The sequence below is a fragment of the Streptomyces sp. NPDC021096 genome (assembly GCF_040641275.1).
GTDB lineage: Bacteria > Actinomycetota > Actinomycetes > Streptomycetales > Streptomycetaceae > Streptomyces.
The window spans coordinates 1-15981 of sequence record NZ_JBFADG010000015.1 but is presented as its reverse complement, the minus strand read 5'-3'; the positions used below and the strand labels follow the sequence as shown (position 1 = coordinate 15981).

17 protein-coding genes are annotated in these 15981 nt (G+C 70.0%); 7 read left to right on the top strand and 10 right to left on the bottom strand.

Annotated elements, in window-relative coordinates; all coding sequences use genetic code 11:
- Positions 1-55: 55 nt before the first annotated feature.
- A complete protein-coding gene (locus AB0G59_RS19610) occupies positions 56-307 on the bottom strand; it encodes a helix-turn-helix transcriptional regulator (RefSeq protein ID WP_360913192.1) in 252 nt (83 codons plus the stop codon).
- 747 nt (positions 308-1054) lie between these two features.
- On the opposite strand from AB0G59_RS19610, the gene AB0G59_RS19605 reads away from it, so the two are divergent.
- Positions 1055-2305 carry a DUF3631 domain-containing protein gene (locus AB0G59_RS19605; protein ID WP_360913190.1) on the top strand — a complete coding sequence of 417 codons (1251 nt, stop codon included), beginning with the start codon at positions 1055-1057 and terminating at the stop codon, positions 2303-2305.
- Positions 2306-2601: 296 nt separating this feature from the next.
- On the opposite strand, the gene AB0G59_RS19600 is transcribed toward AB0G59_RS19605, so the two are convergent.
- From AB0G59_RS19600 to AB0G59_RS19580, 5 genes are read right to left on the bottom strand one after another with little or no spacing between them, the layout of a single operon-like run.
- Positions 2602-3144 carry an NUDIX domain-containing protein gene (locus AB0G59_RS19600; protein ID WP_360913189.1) on the bottom strand — a complete coding sequence of 181 codons (543 nt, stop codon included), beginning with the start codon at positions 3142-3144 and terminating at the stop codon, positions 2602-2604.
- A gap of 5 nt (positions 3145-3149) precedes the next feature.
- Positions 3150-4271: an adenosylhomocysteinase gene (locus AB0G59_RS19595; protein ID WP_360913187.1), complete on the bottom strand. Its 1122-nt coding sequence runs from the start codon at positions 4269-4271 to the stop codon at positions 3150-3152.
- Positions 4272-4318: 47 nt separating this feature from the next.
- Positions 4319-4801: a DUF5949 family protein gene (locus AB0G59_RS19590; RefSeq protein ID WP_360913185.1), complete on the bottom strand. Its 483-nt coding sequence runs from the start codon at positions 4799-4801 to the stop codon at positions 4319-4321.
- Entirely contained in the window at positions 4795-5211 is a 417-nt protein-coding gene (locus tag AB0G59_RS19585) for an ATP-binding protein (RefSeq protein ID WP_360913183.1), read from the bottom strand. Before AB0G59_RS19585 ends, AB0G59_RS19590 begins: the two co-directional genes overlap by 7 nt.
- Positions 5208-5642: a hypothetical protein gene (locus AB0G59_RS19580; RefSeq protein ID WP_360913181.1), complete on the bottom strand. Its 435-nt coding sequence runs from the start codon at positions 5640-5642 to the stop codon at positions 5208-5210. Before AB0G59_RS19580 ends, AB0G59_RS19585 begins: the two co-directional genes overlap by 4 nt.
- A 197-nt stretch (positions 5643-5839) precedes the next feature.
- Between AB0G59_RS19580 and AB0G59_RS19575 the strand changes: the two genes are divergently transcribed.
- From AB0G59_RS19575 to AB0G59_RS19565, 3 genes are read left to right on the top strand one after another with little or no spacing between them, the layout of a single operon-like run.
- Entirely contained in the window at positions 5840-6934 is a 1095-nt protein-coding gene (locus tag AB0G59_RS19575; protein ID WP_360913179.1) for a hypothetical protein, read from the top strand.
- 16 nt (positions 6935-6950) lie between these two features.
- Complete coding sequence (locus AB0G59_RS19570) at positions 6951-7622, top strand: YdcF family protein (protein WP_360913177.1); 672 nt, start codon at positions 6951-6953, stop codon at positions 7620-7622.
- Positions 7558-8391: a WbqC family protein gene (locus tag AB0G59_RS19565; RefSeq protein WP_360913175.1), complete on the top strand. Its 834-nt coding sequence runs from the start codon at positions 7558-7560 to the stop codon at positions 8389-8391. The genes AB0G59_RS19570 and AB0G59_RS19565 overlap by 65 nt, the downstream gene beginning before the upstream one ends.
- An 82-nt stretch (positions 8392-8473) precedes the next feature.
- Here the strand turns inward: AB0G59_RS19565 and AB0G59_RS19560 are convergent, their stop codons facing one another.
- Entirely contained in the window at positions 8474-8731 is a 258-nt protein-coding gene (locus AB0G59_RS19560; RefSeq protein WP_360913173.1) for a hypothetical protein, read from the bottom strand.
- A gap of 157 nt (positions 8732-8888) precedes the next feature.
- On the opposite strand from AB0G59_RS19560, the gene AB0G59_RS19555 reads away from it, so the two are divergent.
- Positions 8889-9242: a hypothetical protein gene (locus AB0G59_RS19555; protein ID WP_360913171.1), complete on the top strand. Its 354-nt coding sequence runs from the start codon at positions 8889-8891 to the stop codon at positions 9240-9242.
- Positions 9243-9847: 605 nt separating this feature from the next.
- On the top strand, positions 9848-11578 hold the full coding sequence (locus AB0G59_RS19550; RefSeq protein WP_360913169.1) for a protein kinase: 1731 nt from the start codon (positions 9848-9850) through the stop codon (positions 11576-11578).
- Between the two features lie 6 nt (positions 11579-11584).
- Here AB0G59_RS19550 and AB0G59_RS19545 read toward each other — a convergent pair whose 3' ends face one another.
- A complete protein-coding gene (locus AB0G59_RS19545; protein WP_360913167.1) occupies positions 11585-12310 on the bottom strand; it encodes a DUF4232 domain-containing protein in 726 nt (241 codons plus the stop codon).
- Positions 12311-12518: 208 nt separating this feature from the next.
- Here AB0G59_RS19545 and AB0G59_RS19540 point away from each other — a divergent pair, with 208 nt between their 5' ends.
- Positions 12519-13880 carry a helix-turn-helix domain-containing protein gene (locus AB0G59_RS19540; protein WP_360913165.1) on the top strand — a complete coding sequence of 454 codons (1362 nt, stop codon included), beginning with the start codon at positions 12519-12521 and terminating at the stop codon, positions 13878-13880.
- A 60-nt stretch (positions 13881-13940) separates the two neighbouring features.
- Here the strand turns inward: AB0G59_RS19540 and AB0G59_RS19535 are convergent, their stop codons facing one another.
- Together AB0G59_RS19535 and AB0G59_RS19530 are read right to left on the bottom strand one after the other, a co-directional pair.
- Positions 13941-14711, bottom strand: a complete 771-nt coding sequence (locus AB0G59_RS19535; RefSeq protein ID WP_360913163.1) for an ABC transporter permease subunit — start codon at positions 14709-14711, stop codon at positions 13941-13943.
- A gap of 2 nt (positions 14712-14713) precedes the next feature.
- A complete protein-coding gene (locus AB0G59_RS19530; RefSeq protein ID WP_360913161.1) occupies positions 14714-15628 on the bottom strand; it encodes an ATP-binding cassette domain-containing protein in 915 nt (304 codons plus the stop codon).
- Positions 15629-15981 lie beyond the last annotated feature (353 nt).

Genomic DNA, 15981 nt, shown 5'->3' with positions numbered 1-15981 from the left:
TGGCGCGGCCTTCGGTGTTGGCGCACCTGAAGGCCCGCGAAGACGGCGCTGGGCGCTACGGCGTCCCGTGAAGAAGCGCAAGCGGCGAGACGCCGAGGGCGGCCGAGATGACGACGAGGTCGTCGACGTCGCACCGGCGTTGCCGGCGCTCGATGCGCGACAGCATGGTGTTGGACATCGAGCGGCCCAACTCGGTGACGCGGTCGGCCAGCTGTCGCTGGGCAAGGCCGCGTGCCGCTCGGGCACGTTCGATGGCGAGCGCGGTCCGCTCTCCGGCAGGACCGATTTCCAAAGGGCGTCGGGACATGCGTTCTGTTTTAACTCGCGTTCGCCGTTTTCGGTAACCGGGAATCGTGGTTTATAAAGCGCCCCGCACAAGTGACAGTAGGTGCCGAAAAGCGGTGGGCGGCGCGGATCGCGGGCGAGGCGCCACATGCCTTGACGTGCAGCATCCTTCATCGGACAGCAGGGCTTCCCTGCTGCTTTTTGGTCAACCGGTGATTCGGCTTTACCGTTTTGGACAACCACCCGAGCAGCGTTCTCGGTAAGCAGACCAAGGCTGCCTGAGAACGCTGGACTTTCGCGGTTTGACTGTGGCTACGTTGACCACACCAGGGAAATGAAACGGCCCCCGACGCGCCAACGCCGAGGGCCAGTGTGTCCCTACCAGTCGCCCATGCCTGAACAAACAAACGGTGGCGGCGGGCCTGCCAGCCCGCGCGCTGCCGGGTGAGGAACGTCTATGCCCAACTTTACGTCCCCGACCCCGAACAACGCAGCCGGCGGCTGCACCTGGCCTCCGGTCGCGGTCCCCGGCCGGCGCCGCGGTCCGGAGGCGGACTGTGGGGGCGATGTGACCGCGGATCGGTCCGTATCCGCGCCGGAACAGCCGGAGGGGACCTTGGGGACCAGTCCCCGAATACCGGTGGACGGGCCGGAAGGGGACCGGTCCCCGGTACGGACGCCGTGGGGACCGGCTGAACGTGAGGGCGGCACGGGGGAAGGAAATCCGCTGGTCAGCGGTGTGGGGACCGGTCCCGAAGCCGGGGACCGCATGGCATCGGACGGTCCCCTCGTACCCGCCCCCGCTGGCACGGCCGCGACGGCCGGTACCGATGTCAACCGGGCTAGGGATGAGGCCGAGGACCGCGAGGGGACCGGTCCCCGGTCCCCTTCCGGACCGACGGAGCGGACGGGGACCGTCCTCAGCGAAGGCGAGCGCCTGCTCAACGAACTGCGCGAGACCCTTGCCCGGTACGTCGTGCTGCCCAGCCCGGAGGCCCTCGACGCGGTCACACTGTGGATCGCCGCGACCCACCTCCAGGCCGCCATCCAGCACGCCCCACGCCTCGCGGTCGTGGCCCCGGTCAAGCGGTGCGGCAAATCCCGCCTGCTGGACGTCGTCACGGAGACCGTGCACAGGCCGGTCATCACCGTGAACTCGACTCCGGCCGCGATCTTCCGCTCCATCTCCAAGGCCGACCCGCCGACCCTGCTGGTCGACGAGGCCGACACCATCTTCGGCACGGTCAAGGCCGCCGAGAAAAACGAGGAACTGCGCGGCCTGCTCAACGCCGGTCACCAGCGCAACCGCCCCAGCCTCCGCGTCGCCGGCCCCGACCACACACCGACCGAGTTCCCCACCTTCGCCATGGCCGCCATCGCCGGCATCGGCGATCTGCCCGACACCGTGATGGACCGCTCCATCGTCATCCGCATGCGCCGCCGTGCTCCAGGCGAGAAGGTTGCCGCCTTCCGCACCAGCCGCGACGTGCCCGCGTTGCATGCCCTGCGCGACCGCATCGCCTCCTGGCTGAAGACCCACCGTCGAGCCGCTGCCCACTTGGAGCCCGAGATGCCCGTCGAGGACCGGGCGGCCGATACGTGGGAGCCCCTCGTCATCGTCGCCGACCTCGCTCGCGGACGCTGGCCCGACCTGGCCCGCACCGCATGCGCGGCCATGGTCGGTCACGAAGCCGGGGAAGAGGAGGACACAGGGCTGAAGGTCCGCATCCTGACGGACATCCGCGCCGCCTTCGCCTCCTGCAACAACCCCGATGCCCTGCCCACCACCCGCCTGATCAACATCCTGCGGGAGGACCCCGAAGCGCCCTGGGCCGAGTACGGCACCAACGGCCTCACCCCGCGCCTGCTCGGCATCCTGCTCCAGGACTATGGCATCCGCTCGGCCAACATCCGCTTCCCCGAAGGCGGCCAGGCCAAGGGCTTCGCCCGCAACAAGTTCCTGGACACGTGGGAGCGCTACTGCACCGCTCCGACTTCGGCGGACTCCTCAGGCGCCTGACCCGTACCACTGGTCCCAGCCGTCCCCGCGCAGGTCAGCGCGGGGACGGGTCTCTTGCGCGCAACGAGTCGACCCGTACCTGCGCTCTCACCCGTACCTGCTCTGACCAGGCATGCAACCGGTGGGACGAGTGCAACTGCACCATGCCCCGCCTCGCCCCGACCGGAGAGCAAGTTATCGGCGAAGACACTCTTCGCCGGGTCGCCCGAGGGCGAGCAAGTTATCGCAAGAGCATTGCTCTTGCGGCCCGGCCGAGGCCGAGCTGCCTCCGCCCCAGGGGTGGCGGAGGCTGGTGATCAGCGGAGGGCTGCGGAGACCCGTCGGCGCAGACGCTCGTCGGTGATGGTTTCCGGCTCCCTCCACGCGGCGTCCGTGACCTCCTCGGCCTGCAGCTGGTGAATGTCGGCGGTCGTGCGGAAGAGGAACCGGAAGTCGATGTGCTGGTGGTCGTGCTCGCCCTTGGCGTCGTTCGCCGGGATGGGGTGGACGTCGATGTGGACGGGTCGGTCCGCCACGGCGGTGACGGCATCGGCAGGGATGCCGGTCTCCTCGGCGAGCTCGCGCAGGGCCGCGCCGAGGAGGGTGTCGTCCTGGGCTTCGAGGTGGCCACCGGGCAGCAGCCACTTGTCCAGGGCGAGGTGGTGGATGTGCAGGATGCAGCCGTCCGGTCGGGCGAGGATGGCGCCGGCGGTGGCGTGGCCGCGGAATTCCTTGCGGCTGGCCAGGTCGGCCCCGTCGTCCAGGAGACCGAGGAGAGGGGCGAGGGCCCGCTTCTCGTCGGGGTGCTCGTCGAGGTAGCCGTGGATGATTGTGCGGATGTGTTCTGCCGTGATGGCCAAGTCGATCACCTGTTGAAGTAGGAGAGCCAGGTCGCCGCGATCGCGGCTCGGTCGTCCGCGCTGACCTCGTGAAGGCCGGGGGCCAGATCGGCGCGGGTGAGCATCCTGATCGCGGCCAGGATCTCGGCCTGGACCAGGAAGATGAAAGGTCCGACGCTCGCGCCGTGCAGGAAGTTGACGGCGTTGCCGCCGTTGGCGAGGTAGAAGTAGTGGCCGGTGGTCTGGTAGCGGGTGATGTGCTCGCCGACCATCGTGCGGGTGTAGACGTCGGGCAGCGCGTCCAGTTCCAGCTCGTCCTCCTTCGAGGTGACGGTGGCGACGTAGGCGCCGTTGCGCAGGTGGGGGAAGTCCTCGCCCTTGAGTGAGTGGGCGCCGGTCGCGCAGAGCACCAGGCCGGCCGAGGCGAGGGTGGCTTCGCGGTCGCGGGCGACGGCGAAGCCCTGGGAGAGGGCCTGTGTACGACGGACGGGGTCGATGTCGCAGACGGTGACCTGGACGCCTTTGGCGTGCAGGAGCCGGGCGATGGAGGAGCCGAGCTTGCCGAAGCCGATCACGAGGGCGGGGCGGCCGTGGAGGATGTCGCCTCGGTCGCGCAGGACGGCCTCGGTGGAGAAGACGACGGACTGGCCGACCAGGAAGTCCTCGGGGTCCTTCAGCGGCGAGCGGGCGACCGAGATGACCGGGCAGGGCAGCTTGTCGAGCTCCGCGTACCGGCGATGGCCATTCTCGGTGTCCTCGATGACGCCGAGGATCTGACCGGTGAAGCGGCTGTGCAGTTCGGTCAGGGCGGAGGCGAAGTAGCCGCCGACGTCCAGCAGCACCACCGGGTCGCCAGCAGCCCGGGATTCGAGGTAGTCCAGGGCAGTGTCGGGGTCGGTGAACAGCTCGCGGGAGAGGGTGTCGCAGGGGGTGGTCTGTTCGATCTCGTGCTGGGCGGCGGGGTGGATGGACTTCGGCTTGGGCAGCACCGCCCGCAGCCGGGTCATCGCGGCGACCGCGCGGACGAAGGCGGGCCGCTCGGCCAGCAGGTGCGTGACGAGGAAGGCGGTGGCCTGCTCGGTGGGGGCGAACTGGGTGGCGATCTTGGTGAAGTAGGCGTCCAGCCGGGCGCGCTCGAAGGGTTCCATGGCAGTTCCCTCTCGGTTGAGTGTGGGGTCGTGCATGGGCGGCTGGGTCAGGGGGTGCGGGCGAGGCCGAAGAGGAGCCGGTCGGCCGCGCGGCCGGCATCGAGGTAGGTGTCGAGGCGGCCGGCGGTCGCGGACTGCGGCAGCGGGTCCAGGCCGATGATGAGGACGGCCTGGCCTCGGCGGGTGATCAGGTCGGTCCACCCGGGATGGGTCGGCAGGCGAAGTCCGTAGCGGGAGCCGCCGAACTTCAGCAGCACCCGGCTGCCGATAACGCGCAGACAGCCATCGAGCTCGGCGACGGCCTCGTGGACGCCAACGAGGGGGCCGAGCCTGACGGCGATGTGTCGCATGCGGGCCTCGATCGCGGCGGGGGTGTCGTGGCTGGCGCGGCCGAGCGGGTGGGCCAGCAGGATGTGCGCGGTGTCCTGCCCGTCCGGGCCAGGGCCGGACCACGTCCAGGTGCTCAGCGAGAACAGCAAGCTCGGGCCAGGTCCGGTGGACGGCGCGGGCGCGAGGGGGCGGGTCAGCATGGCGTCTCCTGCACGGCGGGCGCGATGCGGAACCGCGACCAGACGATCTTTCCTGAGGGGTGGAGAGGGGCGACGCCCCAGCCGACCGACAGGGCGGCGACCAGGTGCAGCCCACGGCCGGAGGTAATGTCGTGGGCGGGAAGGCGGACTTCGGGCCAGCGGGGGTGCTCGTCGTGGACTTCCAGGTGGAGGTAGTGGCCGTCGATGGCCAGCCGGACCAGGAAGCTGCTGTGGTTGGCGTGGACGACCGCGTTGGTCGCCAGCTCCGAGGCACAGAGCCGGACGTCGTCGGCGAGGGCGTCCAGGCCCCAGACCAGGAGGGTCTTGTCGGCGAAGTCGCGGGCCAGTCCGACCGAGGCGGGCGACGAGGCGAAGAATCGCTGGTCGGACGGGGTCATGGAGGGGTTCATGACTCTGCCTCCAGTACCGGCGCGGATCCGTGGCCGCGCCGGCGGGCCTGGGAGCCGCCGTGGCCGGGACACCGACGGCGGGCCAGGCCCGGAAGCTCCTTGCGGACCAGCAGCAGCCGGGCCCCGGTCGCCGTGATGCGCTTGCCTCGCGCTGCGGCTATGGCCCTGGGGCCCAGGTGGGAGGCGGAGGGCAGCACGACGCCGTAAGTGCCGGGCACGTCCAGCGTGTCCATCAGGCCGGTGAAGGCAGCCGAGTTGACCTTGATGACGCGTTCGGTGAACACGCCGGACAGCGAGAGCTCGTGCTGGCGGCAGTACTCGGCCAGCGACCGCTTCAAGGCCGCCTCGCGGGCCGTGGAGACATTGACCAGCCGCAGGAAGCCATAGACGACCGGGCCGCTGACGCGACGGTGCTCAGTGAGGGGTTCCATGAAGGGGACCGTCCAAAGGATCAAGGGTGATGAAACAGGAAGGCCACCCCAGGTCGAAGAAGGGGCTGTGACCTGCGTGTTGAAGCGTCCTCCTGCTCGCGCGGCGACGAAATGACGCGGTGTTGCACTTGCGTTGCACTTCCGTCTCTCCGCATGCGTGTTCCGTGCTTGCATGAGTTCTCGGAAGGGAGCGACGCGTGGCGACCGTGCATCACTGGACCGGCCTGGAAGCCCGTTCCCTGCGGCTCGCCCTGCGAATGAGCGTCCGTGCGTTCGCCCAGCACCTCGGCGTCGCCGTGCGGACCGTCTCCAACTGGGACAAGAACCTGTCCACGACCGCGCCTCGTCCCGACACGCAGGCGATCTTGGACACGGCTCTCGCCCGCGCGGACGCATCAGTGCACTTGCGGTTCGAGACGTTCCTCTCCGAGGCCGGCGGGCCGCCCGCGACGACCCCCCGCGTTACCTCGGCAGGACCCAGGGCTTGGGAGTACGAATCGTGGACCGACGACCTGGACCGGGTCGTGGTCGCCTTGAGCCGCCAGAACTTCACCTTCGCCGACAACCTGCTGGGCCGGTGGCTGAACCGCTTCCGACCGCCAGAGCTGGACGACAAGGGCCTGTATCTCCTCGCCCGCTCGACCGCCCTCATGGGTGACCTCAAGCGCGACCAGGGGGCGGTGGTGGGGCCGCTGTCGGCCCAGCACGCGTATGCCGGAGCGCGATCGATCTTCGACCAACTCGATATCCCCCGCCGCGTCGCCCAGCTCGACCTCTCCCTGGCCGTAGTCGCCGAGATGTCCGGCCGCCTGGACACCGCTGCCCGCGCCTACGAACACCTGGCCGTCGACGACCGGCTCGCCCACCGCGACCGCGCCAGGGCCCGCCTGTGGGTCGGGACCGCGCTGAGCAAGGAGGGCGAGCACGACTACGCGGCCCGCGTCATGCTCGCCGCGACCCACGACTTCGAAGACCTCGGCGAGCCGGACGACTGGTCCGTCGCCCACCAGAAACTCGCCCTCGTCCACCGGGGCGTCGGCGACCTGGGCAAAGCCCTGCACTTCATCGGCATCGCCCGCAGGACGGGAGTGACCGACTCGCCGATGCAGCGCGTACGCCTGGACACCGCTCACGGACACATCCTGCTGTCCGACCTTGCCACCCGGGATGATGGCCTGACGGCCCTCGATCAGGCCGCGAGGCTGGCCGCTCAGTACGGCATGAGCCACCAGCTGGCCAGCATCGAGAACATCCGGAAGACCGCCGGGGCGATCAGTCCCCGGCGGCGGTGACCAGGGAGAGACGCCAGTGACGACGGACATCCAGCGGGCCATCACCGACGACCAGCGCCGACGCGCCAAGCTGATCTGGGACTACCACCAGATGGGCCACGAGCTCCGGCCGGCGGACGCCGCGATCGGCCTGGGCAGCCACGACCTGGGCGTCCCCGCCTTCTGTGCCGAGCTGTACCGAGCCGGGCTCTTCCCCACCCTCGTCTTCTCCGGCGGGCCCAACCCCACCCGCCCCGGCCGCTTCCCTCGCGGCGAGGCCGTGCACTTCCGCGAGCACGCGCTCGCCCTCGGCGTCCCTGACGAAGCGGTTCTGCTGGAGCCCAACGCCAGGAACACCGGCCAGAACATCACCTTCTCCCGTGACGTCCTGACCGCCGCCGGCATCGCCGTGAAGACCATGCTGCTGATCGCCATGCCCTACATGGAGCGACGCGCGTTCGCCACTGCCCGCAAGATGTGGCCCGAGGTGGAGGTGATCTGCGCCTCGGCGCCGCTGGAGTTCGACGACTACCTGAAGACGATCGGCGACGAGAAGCTCGTCGTCGACCAGCTCGTCGGTGATCTGCAGCGGGTCATCGAGTATCCGAAGCTCGGCTTCGCCATCGAGCAGGACGTCCCGGAGGATGTGCATGCCGCGTACGAATCCCTCATCAGCGACGGCTTCGACAGCCGCCTCCTCACCGCCTGAACCACCGCCGGGTGGGCTATGTGCCATCCACCAGCCCAACTTCTTTCCCCGGCTCTCGACACTGGCCAAGCTGTTCGCGGCGGACTACTGGATCGTCCTCGACGACGTCCAGTTCACCCGCCGTGACTACCAGCATCGGGCCCGCCTCGCCGCCTTGAACGATCCGGCCGACCGCCGATGGCTGTCCATCCCCACCCATCTGCCCCATGGCCGACAGACCCTGATCCGTGACGCGGTGATGGCCGAGCCCGCCCAGTCCCAGCGACGGACCGCCCGTGTGCTCCGACAGCATTACGGGACCAGCCCCCACTGGTCCGCCCTCCAGCAAGCCCTGGTCCCCGTCCTGGACTCCTTCACAAACAGCAGCCGGACCGCAGCCATCGCCGAAGCATCCACCCAAGCCCTGCTGGGCCTCCTCGGTTGGAAGGGCCGCACCCTCCACAGCAGTGGACTCCCAGCCCGCCCCCAGAGATCTCAACGGCTCGCCGATCTCACCGCCACCGTGGGGGCGCGCGGGTACCTATGCGGTAGTGGCGGCATGACATACCTCGATCACAGCGCTTTTACCGGCCAGGAGATCGAAGTGATCAGGTTCCGACCACCGCAGGCGGGCGCATGGGGGTTTAGCCGCGAGCTGAGTGCGCTGTGGTCGCTCATGCGTATGGGGCTTCCGGCAGTGGCAAATGCCCTGCAGCATATGAGCGCGGAGTTAGACGGTCATCTTGCCGAGCAAGGATCTGCCCCAGGCCTAGGCTGCCGCCACGCCTGATCGAATAGGAGGTACCCGACGCCCTGCACGCTTCGCCACTCATCGCATTCAAAGGCAGCAAGAAGTGATACGGAGATCCATCTCACCAGAACCGCAGCTGCTCGAAGCGATCAGCGTCCCCCGCAGGGCGTACGTAGAGTTTTCCGCCTTCATGGCGAATGATCTCGATCTCAGCGTACATCTGCACAGCTCGGTTAATGATCTCTGTCCGGCTATCACCGGAGATCTTGTGAGCTTGGGCGATCGCTTGGACGGCGCGCGGATTTAGATTCAGCGTGACTCTCGTCAGACGATTCTGCTGGGCCTTAACCCTCTCCCGAGGGCGGACGCCGCTGGTCATCGCCGTGCCTCCATCCTTCCCTTGGCCGTAGATGCATACACATGCTGCATCTGCGTACATCCATCAAGCGTACGCCTTCACTACAGATGCGCAAGTTCGATCACTGTCGGAAGATGGTGATGAAGAGATATGCGTCCAGGCGCACCTGGAGGCACCCATGGAAAACTTGGGGCCAGACCCGTTCGACTGGGGTGATGAGTGGGAAATCACTGACGAGCCGGCGGAAACACCGCATGCCAACCTGCCCGAGCACTTCCGCGGGCCAGAGATCGTCAAGTTCGGCAGCCGGGAGCTACATGTCAGCTTCGAATCCCGCGAGGGGTCCGAACTGAACAGGTCAGCAGTTTTCCTAGCCCTCCTCGCACCCCCCATCTTTGGAAGCATGACAATCGCCGGTATCTGCAAACTTGCGGAAGCCAGCTCAACGGTGACCCTCGCCCTTGCCCTGCCTGCCTTTGTCCTGCTCGAAGCACTGGGCTGGATATGGGTGATCATGAGGAAGGCACCTTAGCCATGCCTGGAGATACGCCTTAAAGAACCCTCTTCATCGGCTACGTCGCCCCAATGGCATATACGGATCCCCGGCTGGACACCGGCGCGTCGTGCAGGTTATGGCAGCCCCTCCGATCACGCGCCGATGGTCGGTGACGGTTCTCCTCAGCAGCGTGAGTGTGGTGGGCACGCGGCAGATGCCTCGGGGTTCGCGCTTCAGATGCAATGGCTGCCCACAGTGGACGCTGACTGATCCGCCCCGGAGTAGGCGAAGTCGGCACAGATGGCGTCGAGGCGCCCGGGCCACCGGTGCTGTGCCCCATCCGTGCCCTTCAGAGCAGCAAACTGCGGTCAGGAGGGGAAAACGAGGGCCCGCCGGATCAGCCACGAATCCCGGCATCACCGCAGGTCAGGCCGCACGTTCGCTCGCCAGGTCCCCGTGATTCCCAAGCTCAGAGCGCGAGTTCGATTCTCGTCGCCCGCTCTTGCAAGAACCCCCAGGTCCATGGATCTGGGGGTTTCTTCGTTGTCCGGGCCGTGTTTGCGGCCCGGGTGGGGCAGGGACGTTACCTCTACGCTGGACTCGCCAGGTACACGACGAACGGCGACGGAACGGAGCGTGCGGTGACGGGGGAAGCGAACGGCGACGAGCTGATAGGCAAGGTTCTCGGCGGCCGTTACCGGGTGACCGCGATGATCGGGCGCGGCGGCATGGGAGTGGTCGCCCGGGCGGTGGACGAACTGCTGAACCGCGAGGTCGCCGTCAAGGTCCTGCGGGCCTTCACCGACGCCTCACAGCCCGAACTGCTCGATCTGCGGACCCGGATGCAGCGGGAGGCGCAGGCAGCCGCCCGTATCCGGCACACCGGCGTGGTCACCGTGCACGACGTGACCGAGGAAGAGGGCCTGCCGGTCATCGTCATGGAACTCGTCGACGGGCCCTCGCTCGACGACGTGTTGGAGGAGCGCGGCACGCTGGAGCCGCACGAGGCCGCGGCGATCGGCGCGAAGCTGATGGACGCGCTCGACGCCGCGCACCGGGTCGGCGTCCTGCACCGGGACGTCAAGCCGGGCAACGTGCTGCTGGAGCGCGGCGAGCGAAGCGAGACGGGGGTCCCACCGGCCGGAGGCTGGGGGAGGGTCGTGCTCACCGATTTCGGCATCGCCACCATGGAGGCCTCCGGCGACGAGGCCATGGCCAAGCTGACGCAGAGCGGTCAACTCGTCGGCTCCCTCGACTATCTGCCGCCGGAGCGCGCGCAGGGCAGGGAGCCCGGGCCCGCGTCGGACATCTGGTCGCTCGGTATGACGCTGTACGCGGCGGTGGAAGGCACGTCACCGTTCCGCCGCACGTCCGTGTGGTCCACCTTGTCGGCGATCGTCACCGAGCCCCTGCCGGAGCCCCGCCGGGCGGGACCGCTCACGCCGGTGCTGCGGGCGCTGATGGCCAAGGATCCGGAGCACCGGCCGACCGCCGACCAGGCGCGCGCGATGCTGGAGCAGGTGGCCGCGGGCGGGACGGTGAGCGCCGCGCCGCACGCCGCCGCGGCACCCGCGCCGCCGCAGGCCCCCGTCGCGCCGACGCCGACGGAGGCCGTCGCCCCGGTGCCGCCGCCCGGGTTCGGTGCCGCGCCGCCGTTCCACCAGCCGTCCCCGCAGCCTCCGCACACCGGCTACCCGCCGCCCGGCCCGCCGCAGCCGCCCGTGCAGTCGGCCGCACCGGTCACGGGCCCCGCTCCCGCCGCCGACAGCGCGCCGGCCCGCCGCGGACGGCGCCGCGGCCGCACCCTCGTCGCGGCGGCGGCCGCCCTCGTCGTGCTCGTCGGCGGCGGCGTCACCTACGCCCTGACCGGCAAGGACGACGGCACGGGCGGTGACGGGGCACAGGCGGCGAGCCCCGCGGTCAGCTCCCCCGCGGACGGCCGGCCGGGCGGGGGCGAAACGGCCCCCGGCGGGAACTCCCCCGGCGCCTCGCCGTCCGTGGGCTCCTCCGGGAAGCCGTCCGGGGCGCCCTCGGCCTCCGCGACGGCCAATCCGAGCACCACGGCGTCCGCGTCCGGTTCCCCGTCGGCCAAGCCCACGGTGCCCACGACCTGCAGCGGCTGGAACCACCACGACCCGAAGCCCGGTACGTACGGCTATCTGACCGGCGACAAGAACATCCTGAACGGGCCCTACAAGGTCTGTGCCGCCGTGGCCCCGGCCAAGTCCGGCGCGAAGCTCTGGTTCCACTGCTCCGTCGAGAACTCCTACGGCCACAAGTGGATTTACGTCCGCGTCGACGGGACGAAGAGCGCGGGCTGGATGTCCGCCGACAACGTCATCCGCCAGAGCGGCCAGCCCGTCCGCTGCTAGCGCGGGTCAGGACAGGGCGTCCTCGGCCGAGGTCAGCCAGTACGAGACGCGCAGGGAGTCGTCGATGTGCACGCCCCCGGCCGGGAGGGCGGCCCCGGCCATCGAGTCGTCGCCCTGGAAGCCGATCTCGAGGTGCCGTGCCGTGCGGCCCTCGCCGCCGCTGCCGTCGCCCGCGGAGAGGATCACGCTCGCGTAGCCCTTGCCGCCCGGCGGCAGGGAAGTGACCGCCTGCGGCTTGGTGTGCTCCATGACCGGCGGGACGGACTGGGCGCCCTCGAACTTCACGACGGGGTACCCCTTCAAATCGCACATCTTGGAGCCCGTGTTGGTGACGGTGAGCAGCATGTGGTTGAGCGGGCGGGAGACCGACGTGGCGACGACCTTGATGTTGGCGGCGGTGCAGGGCACGCGGTTCTCCGGGGCGTACGGGTCGTGCGTGGTGCCGGTCCGCTGCGCGCCGTGCGGCGTGGCGCCGGCCGAGGAGCCCTTCCCGGCGGTCGGCTTGCCCTGGGGCGCCTGCCCCGCCTGCGGGGACGAGGAGGGCTCCGCGGGCCGGGCGGCCTGACCCGGCCCGGAAGACTGCGAGGAGGCGACGCCCTCGGTGCGTACGCCCTCGCCCTGCCCGCTTCCGCTGCACGCCGCCAGCGTGAGGGTGGCGAGCGCGGCGACCGCCAGGCCGGCGGTGGCGAACGGGCGGGAGTGGGGGTCGGCTCGGCGGGCGGAGGCGGGCATGGCTGGTCTCTTTCGTCGCGGTGCGGGACAGCGGGGCGCCGCTCAACCGGATTACGGGAGCGGCATGCTTGGATGACGAAAGCTTGTGCGGTATCTCGTCCCGAGCGCCAGGGTGACCGGCCGATCAGGGACGCGGGAACGGTCGCACAGGCTCTGACCTGGGGGAATGATGGTTCCCTGGAACGGGTACCTGGGATGGGGGAGTGACGTGGAGGCGGGCGATCTCGCCGAGCTGCTGCGGTCGCTGAAGGAGCGGTCGGGGCTGAGCTACGGGGCACTGGCCAAGCGACTGCACGTCAGTACATCGACGCTGCACCGGTATTGCAATGGATCGGCCGTGCCCACGGAGTTCGCGCCGGTGGAGCGGCTGGCGCGGCTGTGCAAGGCCACACCGCAGGAGTTGATGGAGGTCCACCGGCGGTGGATCGTCGCGGACGCGACACGTGGACGCAAGGCGCCGTCACCGGCCCCGGCGCAGACCGAGGAGCAGGCCGAGGAACAGGCCGGCGGAATACCTGCGGCCTCCCCCCGGCCGGAAGGGCCGGACGAGCCGGACGAGCCGGCACGGCCGGCCGAGCCCGATGAGCCCGCCAAGCCGGCACCCACGACGCCGCCGCGCGGACGACAGCCCCGGAAGGTCCTGCTCGCCGCCCTCTCCGTCGTCGCCGCCGTCACCGCGCTGGGCACCGCCGCGCTGGGCGCGGATCTCGTCCGCGCGAGCCCCGGCGCGGAACGCCCGGGACACCCCGTGGCGGCCGCGTCCTCCCCGAGGGCGAAGACCTCCGCTCACGGGAAGCCGGGGACGGGCGGAGAGCCGTCCGGCACGCCGTCCTCGCCCGGCGCGCGGAAGAGCGAGGACAGCGAGGACGGGGCCGCCGGGAAGGACGGAGGCGAGGAGGCGACGGGCGGCGGACCCACCGCGTCCGCGGCCCCTCCCGCGGATCGGCCGGACAGCGGGGCGAAGGCCGGCACTCCGCTGACCGCCCACGTCCGGCCGTACGCCTTCGAGGACCCCTGCTCCCAGCGTTACCTGCTCGACCGCGCTCCCCGCGCCGTCACGCCGCCTCCCACGGAGCAGGACGCGCCCGGCTGGGTGTCCACGCTCGGCGGCGTCGCGGCCGGCGAGCAGTTCATCGAGATCACCCTGCAGGGCACCGGCAAGGACACCGTCGTCCTCGAAGGGCTGCACGTCCGGGTGCGGGGCACGAAGGCGCCGCTCGCCTGGAACTCCTACGTCATGGGCGTCGGTTGCGGCGGCAACGTGTCGACGAAGTCCTTCGGCGTCGACCTCGACTCGGCGCGGCCCGTCGTCACGCCCGCGGCCGGGCAGCGGGACTTCCCGTACAAGGTGAGCGAGAGCGACCCCGAGGTCTTCTACATCAAGGCGGGCGTCAAGCAGCACGACGTGACGTGGGACCTGGAGTTGCAGTGGTCCAGCGGCGGCCGGCGCGGAGTGCTGCGCCTCGACGACCAGGGCAGGCCCTTCCGCACCAGCGGAGCCGAGGGCAGGCCCGTCTACGCCCAGCCGCTGGGCTCGACCGGGGGATGGCAACCCGTTCCTCCGGCCTGAGGAACGGGCGAACCCCCGGGACGGGCGTCCCGGGGGTTCGCGTCGCGTCGGATCCGTCCGTCAGGCGTCGCGGCGGCGCATCGCCAGGTAGCCCGCGGTCACGGAGGCGGCGGTCCAGGCGACGAGCACGGCCATGCCGGTCCAGGCCGTGAGGACGGTGCCCTCCGGCCGGCCGCTCTGCAGGATGAGCCCGCCGGCCACGTCGGGCAGGAACTGGGCCGCCTTCTGCACACCGGGAATGCTGTTGAGGATGGCCGAGACCATGAAGAACAGCGGCACCAGGATGCCGATGGTGAGCGCGGAGCTGCGCAGGACACTCGCCAGGCCCATGGAGAACACGCAGATCAGGGTCGTGTAGAGGACCCCTCCGGCCAGCGCTCGCAGCACCCCGTCGTCGGAGAGCGAGGCACTCTGCGGGCCGCCCATGGCCAGCTGCGTGGTGAAGAAGCTGACGCCCACGACGACGACGGACGTGACCAGGGCCGTCGCGGCACCGGTGAGCAGCTTCGCCCCGTAGAAGACGCCGCGTCGCGGCACCGCCGTCAGCGAGCTGCGGATCGTGCCCGTCGAGTACTCGCTGCTCACGGCCAGCACGCCGAAGACGACGAGCACGACCATGCCGAGCCTCAGTCCGTGGAAGCCGGCGGCGACGGGGTCGAAGTCCGCCTTGTTCTCCGCGCTCATGTCCTTGTACGAGCCCCGCAGGAAGTGACCGGCGAGGAAGGCGAAGGACACGCTGATCAGGAAGTAGACGGCCAGGCTCCACAGGGTGGAGCGAAGCGTGCGGATCTTGGTCCATTCGAAGCGCATGGCCGCAGTGGTGTCCGCCATCGTCAACGCACCTCCTGGCGAGCGCGGTAGTCCACCGAGTCGGCGGTGAGCTGCATGAAGGCCTCTTCGAGGGAGGCCGATCGGGGGCTGATCTCGTAGACGGTCACCTGGTTCTTCGCGGCCAGGCCGCCCACCGTCTCCAGGGTGGTGCCGACGGCCTCGAGTGCTCCGTCGGGGCCGTCGTCCACCTGGATGCCCTCGGCGGCGAGCAGGTCGCGCATCCGCTCCGGCTCGGGGGTGCGGACCAGGATGTACGAACGGGAGTTGCGGGCGATGAAGTCCTCGACCGAGGTGTCGGCGAGGAGACGGCCCTGCCCGATCACGATCAAGTGCTCCGCGGTCAGCGCCATTTCGCTCATCAGGTGGCTGGAGACGAAGACCGTACGGCCCTCGGCCGCCAGGTTCTTCATCAGTCCCCGGATCCAGAGGATGCCTTCGGGATCGAGGCCGTTGACCGGCTCGTCGAAGAGCACGACCTGCGGGTCGCCGAGCAGCGCGGCGGCCACGCCGAGGCGCTGCCCCATGCCCAGCGACAGCCCCTTGGCCCGCTTCCCCGCCGCGCTGGTCAGCCCGACGAGGTCCAGGACCTCGTCGACCCGCCGGTCGGGGATGCGGTTGCTGTGCGCCAGGCCCAGCAGGTGACCGCGGCCCGTACGTCCGCCGTGCAGCGCCTTGGCCTCCAGGAGCGCACCGACCTTGGTCAAGGGGCGCGGCAGGTCCTCGTAACGCTTGCCGTCGATGAGGACTTGGCCGGATGTCGGCCGGTCCAGGCCGACCATGGCACGCATCGTGGTGGATTTCCCGGCGCCGTTGGGCCCCAGGAAGCCGGTCACCCGGCCCGGCTCGACGCGGAAGGAGAGTCTGTCGACCGCGACAGTCGCCCCATAGCGTTTGGTCAGTTCCTGTACCTCGATCATGCCTCTCACCTTTGTTTACACCGGCAGCCGCGCACATCAACCTGAGGAATGACATCTTCCGGGCCAGTGGCGCGAACGCACCTTGCGCTTCAGGCAGGTTCGGGTGCGCGGCCGCGTGGGGGGACGGGATCCGCACCGCTGCGCGGGGCAGCGGTGCGGACCTCAGGGGGCCCCGACCGGCCGGGGGTACCGGGCGGGGCGGCTTGAGTGGGGGGTGTACAGCGGGAGTTCATCGCACCGCTATGCGGGGGAAAGCGTCCAGCGCGGTCCGGCGGGGGTGTCCTCGATCGCGAGTCCGGAGTGCTGGAGCTGATCACGGATCGCGTCCGCGGTCGCGTAGTCCTTACGCCCCC

Excerpts from the sequence above, each read along its gene's own strand:
- AB0G59_RS19610 (WP_360913192.1), bottom strand. The coding sequence starts at position 307 with ATGTCCCGACGCCCTTTGGAAATCGGTCCTGCCGGAGAGCGGACCGCG.
- AB0G59_RS19605 (WP_360913190.1), top strand. The coding sequence starts at position 1,055 with ATGGCATCGGACGGTCCCCTCGTACCCGCCCCCGCTGGCACGGCCGCG.
- AB0G59_RS19595 (WP_360913187.1), bottom strand. The coding sequence starts at position 4,271 with ATGGAACCCTTCGAGCGCGCCCGGCTGGACGCCTACTTCACCAAGATC.
- AB0G59_RS19590 (WP_360913185.1), bottom strand. The coding sequence starts at position 4,801 with ATGCTGACCCGCCCCCTCGCGCCCGCGCCGTCCACCGGACCTGGCCCG.
- AB0G59_RS19585 (WP_360913183.1), bottom strand. The coding sequence starts at position 5,211 with ATGAACCCCTCCATGACCCCGTCCGACCAGCGATTCTTCGCCTCGTCG.
- AB0G59_RS19580 (WP_360913181.1), bottom strand. The coding sequence starts at position 5,642 with ATGGAACCCCTCACTGAGCACCGTCGCGTCAGCGGCCCGGTCGTCTAT.
- AB0G59_RS19565 (WP_360913175.1), top strand. The coding sequence starts at position 7,558 with ATGTGCATGCCGCGTACGAATCCCTCATCAGCGACGGCTTCGACAGCC.
- AB0G59_RS19560 (WP_360913173.1), bottom strand. The coding sequence starts at position 8,731 with ATGACCAGCGGCGTCCGCCCTCGGGAGAGGGTTAAGGCCCAGCAGAAT.
- AB0G59_RS19555 (WP_360913171.1), top strand. The coding sequence starts at position 8,889 with ATGGAAAACTTGGGGCCAGACCCGTTCGACTGGGGTGATGAGTGGGAA.
- AB0G59_RS19545 (WP_360913167.1), bottom strand. The coding sequence starts at position 12,310 with ATGCCCGCCTCCGCCCGCCGAGCCGACCCCCACTCCCGCCCGTTCGCC.
- AB0G59_RS19535 (WP_360913163.1), bottom strand. The coding sequence starts at position 14,711 with ATGGCGGACACCACTGCGGCCATGCGCTTCGAATGGACCAAGATCCGC.
- AB0G59_RS19530 (WP_360913161.1), bottom strand. The coding sequence starts at position 15,628 with ATGATCGAGGTACAGGAACTGACCAAACGCTATGGGGCGACTGTCGCG.